Origin of the sequence: Vibrio sp. D54 (assembly GCF_021728075.1) — a bacterium.
GTDB classification, from domain to species: Bacteria; Pseudomonadota; Gammaproteobacteria; order Enterobacterales; family Vibrionaceae; genus Vibrio; species Vibrio alginolyticus.
In genome coordinates this window covers 1-6,469 of the sequence record NZ_JAKKCS010000036.1, presented here as the reverse complement: position 1 = coordinate 6,469, position 6,469 = coordinate 1, and the positions used below count along the sequence as shown (strand labels likewise).

The following is a 6,469-nucleotide window of genomic DNA, read 5'->3' as shown; positions in this document are numbered from 1 at the left end:
ACCACTGCGGAGTGGTAGTTCAGTTGGTTAGAATACCGGCCTGTCACGCCGGGGGTCGCGGGTTCGAGTCCCGTCCACTCCGCCACTTATATTAAGCCTCAGTCGAAAGACTGAGGCTTTTTTCGTTTCTACTGCGGCGTTTCCCTGAAGTGTGTTTACACCTAACTAGACTACTCCCCATAATCCCTACTAAGCGAACTCTGCGTGATTACACACTAGGCTTTAATTAATATAGGCCGTTGATGCTGTGGAAAGACAATATGACCTACAAACAAACCTAAGTAATCTATGGTATTCAAAGGCGTTCAACAGCTTGAATCTTGATGAGAAAGAGAAAACGAACTGTGCGCATAATCCAGAAAAGCGTCATATATACCCCCAATCTCTCCTGGCTCAAAAATCAAACGACTTGAAAAGAATTGGAAGGTGAAATATTGAAGGAGCTCTTCATTAGCGAGGTGATGATTTTCGACGCTGAACATTTGATGAGTCTCAGAAAAAATATATCGCCAAGGGGTAAGAAGCGCCAAAACAGAGAGGGGTAGCTTAGCTCGAGGCTGTAAGCTATGCGGAATACTCACAAACGTCAAAGCTCAAACCCATTAAGAGAGTCGCTCTAGATCTAAGTGGTTATGTGCTCACTAGCGGTACTAGAAAATAGTTAAGTATTCCAAATGGATTATATGAAAAAGCCAACTGCTAAAGCGGTTGGCTTAGTATAAAAATCTCGACGTACTTTAGAGCGAGAAATGATGTCTAAAGAATACGTTTTAAAACACCATCTGCCTTTAGGCGGGTAATTTTTCTGACCAGTCGCTGTACCCCTATAGGATAGTCTTCTACTTTCTCTAATTGCTTATAAGTACAGATAAGGTGAGTATGCTCAAGAATACGCGAAACTTCGTCTTCAAACTTCTCAGTGAGCTTCGCATAATTGTCTTGTATGAGTAGCCCATTTTCTAGGTCGAGTGACCAAGCACGTGGATTTAGGTTATTCCCAGTAAGTAGCATATAGCGTTTATCAACCCAAATACCCTTAAGGTGGAAGCTGTTATTGTCATGCTTCCATAGGTGAATTGACAATTTACGTGCTGCTATATTCGCTTCATTGGCTTTCGCAAAGCGACGCAAATTCACTTCGTAAAGATATGGAAGTCCGCCAATGGTTTTAAAGTCTTCCTCAGGTGCAATGTAAAAGTCATTGGCGGTTTTATCACCCACAACAATAGTTACTTTCACACCACGCTTCATGGCTCGTTTCACTTCACGATGAAGTGCTTTAGGGAAGTTAAAGTAAGGCGTACAAATGAAAATTTCGTCTTGGGCTGCTGCCAATAACTTTACAATCTGTTGATTGAGCAGATTACGGCGTTTGCCTAGCCCAACTAACGGAGTGACTTTTACACTTTCTTCTGTTGCAGCTTGGTCTTCAAACTTATAGTTGGCTTGAGCAAGAGAAGCCCTCAGTTGGCGAATCGCCGACTTTATTTCTTTGGTTTCTGGCTTATCTTTTCCTGCAAGATCATTAACGGCAGGGTGAGCAATCATTTCTTCCTGAATGAATTGCACCATTGAATTCGCTAAAGATTCATGTCGAATCACATGGTAACGATCAAATCGATAACGTTCATGATAATGGAGATAAACGTTATTTAAGCTCGCCCCACTGTAGATAACAGTATCATCGACAATGAAGCCTTTTAAATGCAGTACCCCAAAAACTTCTCTGCCACGCACTGGTATTCCATAGACAGGGATTGGGTGTTGGTACTTACTGGCATATGCTTTGTAAAGCGCTGAATTACCCTCAGATGTCTCCGCACCAATCAGGCCACGCTGCGCTCGATGCCAGTCGACACAGATATTGATGTCCAACCCAGGATTGCGCTGTTTCGCTTCATAAAGCGCAGTGAGAATTTCACGTCCAGCTTCATCATCTTCCAGATATAGAGCGACTAGGTAAATTCGCGACGTTGCTTTGCTGATAGCATCTAAAAGACGGGTTCTGAATGATTCTGCTGAATACAGAACATCAAAGTCTTCCGGATTGACAGCGAGACTTGGCAACTGTTCGAATGGATTCCTACTTACTATCATATCGGTATGAGTACCTTAGTTTAGTGCAATATTGCGAACCTGCCATTTTATCAAAGATATGATTTACCTGGCTACAAAAGCACGCGTTTTGATGTCGTTGAAGAGATGAATTGCATTGGAATGAGATCTTTACCGCTATCTACATAACGTTGAAATGCCATTTTTAGCGGGTGTGGTAGCTCAGAGCAATCAATTGTTGTGAATCCATGCTTGGAATAATAGGATTCGAGATGTGTAAACGCGAAGCAATAATCGCCATCAGTGAAAACATTGTTTTTACAATGAGTTAGTAGTTCTTTTCCAATCCCTGTTCCCCTAACTTTCGGAATGACCAACATTCCTGTCAATAGACGAACTTTATCTACACTTTTTAAACGTAGTAACGCAATGATTTCACCTTTATGGCTTGCTGTAATGATCAATTCATCTTTTTTGGCTCGACCCGCAGGGTAATACGCTTTGTATAGTTTCTTAATGAGGGGGAGCTTGATGGGATTTAACACTTCTATGATTAATGAGTCTGGTATTGTCACTGCGGTTAAAAGATAACTAATGTAGAATGTCGACAGTTTAAGAGAATCTTATCTGGTGTTGCAAACCTACTATGCAAATTAAAACAAATGCGAGCCTAAAGGCTTACCATACTTTTGGAATTGAACAATCGTGTTCCTATTTAGCTATCGTTGAGTCGCTTGAAGATGTTATTGAGCTATTTCAAAACCCAAGATTCACCCATTTACCGAAACTTTTTTTAGGTAAAGGAAGTAATGTTCTTTTTACAGAACATTTTGAGGGATTAGTGATTGTTAATCGAATCATGGGTAAAGAAGTCACGGAAACGGATGAGCACTACCTATTACATATTGCCGGTGGTGAAGATTGGCCTGAATTGGTTTCCTGGTGTGTGAATCAGGGGATCGGTGGGATTGAGAACTTAGCTTTGATTCCAGGTTGTGCTGGCTCGGCTCCTATTCAGAACATTGGTGCGTATGGCCTAGAGCTAAAAGACATCTGTGATTATGTAGATGTTCTTGACCTAACTACGTTTGAAAACAAAAGAATGCACGCCCAAGACTGTGAGTTTGCCTATAGGGATTCCATATTTAAACATGCGTTGCACGGAAAGTGCTTTATCACCGCATTAGGGCTTAAGTTGGCGAAGCAATGGCAGCCGATTAAGCAGTACGGCCCTTTACAAAGTATCCCAGAAGAACAACTCAGCCCTGCTTCTATCTTCGAACGAGTATGCCAAGTGCGAAAGGCAAAACTACCAGATCCAACCAAGATAGGTAACGCAGGTAGTTTCTTTAAAAACCCAGTGATCACGCAAGATCACTATGATCGACTCACAAAAAAATACCCTAACGTAGTGGCCTACCCAGCTTCTGGAGGAATGAAAATTGCTGCTGGTTGGCTTATCGATCAGTGTGGATTAAAAGGGAAGTCTGTACACGGTGCGCAGGTCAACCCTATGCAAGCTTTGGTTTTGACCAACATGGATAATTGTAGTGCAGATGACATTGTCGCGCTTGCTTCTTTAGTGAAGCAGACAGTATGGGACAAATACCAAATCATACTTGAGCATGAAGTACGCTTTCTCAATCGTACCGGGGAGACCAATTTGGCTCAGATCGAGGCATCTAGATGAGAAAAGATCACTCTACGAAACTTCATATTTTAAGGTTATTAAGTGATGGAGAGTTTCATTCAGGAGAAGCGTTGGGCGACGATCTTAATGTTTCCAGAGCGGCAATCGCTAAGCACATTAAAGGTCTTAGTGAATGGGGTATTGATATTTATCGAGTGCAAGGGCGTGGTTACCAATTAGCTTCACCATTGCAGTTGTTAGACGAGACACTCCTGACCACTAGCTCGGAGTCACTTGTTGAACTTGTCCCTGTGATTGACTCAACGAACCAGTATTTGCTCGACAGAGTCGTGGATTCGGAAAAGGGCCGTGTTTGTATTGCTGAATATCAAGCACAAGGGCGTGGTCGCCGCGGTAGACAATGGGTCTCACCGTTTGGCTCTAACTTATATCTCTCTATGTATTGGCGACTGGATGCGGGAATGGCTGCGGCAATGGGCTTGAGCTTGGTGATTGGGATTGCCGCAGTGGAAGCTCTGGAAGAAGTAGGCATGCAAGGTGTTAAACTCAAGTGGCCGAATGACTTGTATTATCAAGATAAAAAACTGGCCGGAATCTTGGTTGAAATGTCAGGTCAGGCCGGTGGGGCTGCTCATCTAGTGATTGGGATGGGCCTGAATATTGGAATGCCTGACGACCAGCCTGAGATTGACCAGCCATGGACCACGTTGAACCAAGTAAATCAGAGTCTCAAGATCGATAGAAATGTTCTAGCAATGACACTTATCAAGCATTGGAATTCCGCACTTGTCGAATATGAAATGAAAGGACTTACTGGCTTTATCGAACGTTGGAATCGGTTAGACAATTTCCTTAATCGTCAGGTCAAACTGCTTATTGGTCCTAGAGAGGTATATGGCGTCGTTCGAGGCATCGATCATCAAGGTGGAATATTAATCGAAACCTCCCAAGGACTAGAGACTTATATTGGTGGTGAAATCTCGTTGCGTAAAAGTGACTAATCTTCGATTACTTTCGCAACGAGACTTTATCAACTAAGTGGTTAACGCCTTTGTGTAGAATCAAGTGGGCTCTCTCACGAGTTGGAAGAATATTCAATTCTAAATTGAGCCCATTAATATCATGCCAAATTTGCTTCGCTTTTTTCTTTGCGTCATCGACAGAGAGTTGTGTGTAGTGGCTAAAATAAGAGCCTGGTTTCGTAAAGGCCCCTTGGCGAAACTTTAAAAAGCGTTCTACATACCAATGTTCAATGGTCTCTGTTTCTGCATCGACATAAATTGAAAAATCTAAAAAGTCAGAGACGAAGACACGATGCGGGTCATGTGGATAGTCCATTCCACTTTGCAGAACGTTTAAACCTTCAATAATAAGAACATCCGGTCTATCCACTTTTCTTAGTTCATCAGTAATGTCATACGTGATGTGAGAGTAGATGGGTACTTCAAGATCGGGCTTTCCTGCCTTTACGTCAGACATGAACTCGACTAAACGCTTGATATCATAGGATTCAGGGAAGCCTTTACGATGCATGATACCGCGTTCTTCTAGTACTTTTTTCGGATATAGGAAGCCATCTGTTGTAACCAAGGAGACTTTGGGATGATTCTCCCAACGAGAAAGCAATGCCGTTAGAATACGAGCAGTCGTACTTTTGCCTACAGCAACACTGCCAGCGATACCAATTACGAAAGGGGGAGCATGTTCCTCTGTATTTAAGAATTGTTGTAATACGGAATTGCGGCTTTGACGAGCTTGGACATACAGATTCAAAAGACGAGACAAAGGAAGGTAGATCTCTACCGCTTCCTCCATGGTTAGGTTTTCATTAATGCCCTGAAGCGCAGTCAAGTCGTCTTCAGAAAGTGTCATCGGTACAGAGTTTCTTAACTCGGCCCAATTTGCACGGTCAAATGACAAAAATGGACTCATGGGTCTCTTTTATCCTTGGTTTAATAGAAGCAAGAACATACATCAAGCGAACTTCAAAGCAAACGACAAAGGTCGAAGTTTACTTTAAAAAAGCTAAGTTTGTACGAATTTGCAGCAAACGAATCTAAAAAATCGAAATTTATGATTTTTTTTCAAATTACTATTGCAACCTAGAAAATCATTCAATAGAATGCGCACCACTTATGCCGACTTAGCTCAGTAGGTAGAGCAACTGACTTGTAATCAGTAGGTCACCAGTTCGATTCCGGTAGTCGGCACCATTCTTTCCTTTAGTAGTCTGAATGGCTTGAAAATTTGGAGGGGTTCCCGAGTGGCCAAAGGGAGCAGACTGTAAATCTGCCGGCACTGCCTTCGATGGTTCGAATCCGTCCCCCTCCACCATATTCTTTAGGAAATAGCTCTCAGAGTTACGTGTTGCGGGCATCGTATAATGGCTATTACCTCAGCCTTCCAAGCTGATGATGCGGGTTCGATTCCCGCTGCCCGCTCCACTCTAATTTGAGTGCTGATATAGCTCAGGTGGTAGAGCGCATCCTTGGTAAGGATGAGGTCGGCAGTTCGAGTCTGCCTATCAGCACCAGCTCTCAAGTTTATTTCCTTTTGATATTAGATTTACCAATTATCTTTTTTTGGTTGCGTGGTCAATTTGGGCCACCTAAATCCGTACCTAGAGGGACCACTCATGTCTAAAGAAAAATTTGAACGTACGAAACCGCACGTTAACGTTGGTACTATCGGCCACGTTGACCACGGTAAAACAACTCTAACTGCAGCTATCTGTACTACTCTTGCTAAAGTTTACGGCGGTGT

General features: G+C 42.7%; 6 protein-coding genes and 5 tRNA genes. 8 read left to right on the top strand and 3 right to left on the bottom strand.

What is annotated here, in order from left to right; all coding sequences use genetic code 11:
• The first annotated feature begins 8 nt into the window (after positions 1–8).
• A tRNA-Asp gene (locus L3V37_RS23450) sits at positions 9–85 on the top strand.
• 671 nt (positions 86–756) lie between these two features.
• Here L3V37_RS23450 and pssA read toward each other — a convergent pair.
• Both pssA and L3V37_RS23440 read right to left on the bottom strand, forming a co-directional pair.
• Positions 757–2,097, bottom strand: coding sequence for a CDP-diacylglycerol--serine O-phosphatidyltransferase (gene pssA / locus L3V37_RS23445; RefSeq protein ID WP_005388686.1), 1,341 nt, complete (start codon positions 2,095–2,097; stop codon positions 757–759).
• Positions 2,098–2,168: 71 nt separating this feature from the next.
• Positions 2,169–2,600, bottom strand: coding sequence for a GNAT family N-acetyltransferase (locus L3V37_RS23440; RefSeq protein WP_031781233.1), 432 nt, complete (start codon positions 2,598–2,600; stop codon positions 2,169–2,171).
• 101 nt (positions 2,601–2,701) lie between these two features.
• Between L3V37_RS23440 and murB the strand changes: the two genes are divergently transcribed.
• Together murB and birA are read left to right on the top strand one after the other, a co-directional pair.
• The gene (gene murB, locus L3V37_RS23435; protein ID WP_213901940.1) at positions 2,702–3,745 is read left to right on the top strand and encodes a UDP-N-acetylmuramate dehydrogenase; all 1,044 of its coding nucleotides are present in this window, start codon (positions 2,702–2,704) and stop codon (positions 3,743–3,745) included.
• Positions 3,742–4,707, top strand: coding sequence for a bifunctional biotin--[acetyl-CoA-carboxylase] ligase/biotin operon repressor BirA (gene birA / locus L3V37_RS23430; RefSeq protein WP_033907505.1), 966 nt, complete (start codon positions 3,742–3,744; stop codon positions 4,705–4,707). The genes murB and birA overlap by 4 nt, the downstream gene beginning before the upstream one ends.
• A gap of 7 nt (positions 4,708–4,714) precedes the next feature.
• Here the strand turns inward: birA and coaA are convergent, their stop codons facing one another.
• A complete protein-coding gene (gene coaA / locus L3V37_RS23425) occupies positions 4,715–5,638 on the bottom strand; it encodes a type I pantothenate kinase (RefSeq protein WP_005388683.1) in 924 nt (307 codons plus the stop codon).
• 205 nt (positions 5,639–5,843) lie between these two features.
• On the opposite strand from coaA, the gene L3V37_RS23420 reads away from it, so the two are divergent.
• The 5 genes from L3V37_RS23420 to L3V37_RS23400 all read left to right on the top strand — a co-directional run.
• A tRNA-Thr gene (locus tag L3V37_RS23420) sits at positions 5,844–5,919 on the top strand.
• Between the two features lie 36 nt (positions 5,920–5,955).
• Positions 5,956–6,040, top strand: a tRNA-Tyr gene (locus L3V37_RS23415).
• A 35-nt stretch (positions 6,041–6,075) separates the two neighbouring features.
• Positions 6,076–6,150, top strand: a tRNA-Gly gene (locus L3V37_RS23410).
• Positions 6,151–6,163: 13 nt separating this feature from the next.
• Positions 6,164–6,239 (top strand) — tRNA-Thr (locus L3V37_RS23405).
• Positions 6,240–6,341: 102 nt separating this feature from the next.
• Positions 6,342–6,469, top strand: a 128-nt coding sequence (locus tag L3V37_RS23400; protein ID WP_227484038.1) for a GTP-binding protein, incomplete at its 3' end; no start/stop codon positions are given.

Bases quoted from the DNA above. Each gene is read 5' to 3' on its own strand.
- pssA (WP_005388686.1), bottom strand. From the start codon at position 2,097: ATGATAGTAAGTAGGAATCCATTCGAACAGTTGCCAAGTCTCGCTGTC.
- murB (WP_213901940.1), top strand. From the start codon at position 2,702: ATGCAAATTAAAACAAATGCGAGCCTAAAGGCTTACCATACTTTTGGA.
- birA (WP_033907505.1), top strand. From the start codon at position 3,742: ATGAGAAAAGATCACTCTACGAAACTTCATATTTTAAGGTTATTAAGT.
- coaA (WP_005388683.1), bottom strand. From the start codon at position 5,638: ATGAGTCCATTTTTGTCATTTGACCGTGCAAATTGGGCCGAGTTAAGA.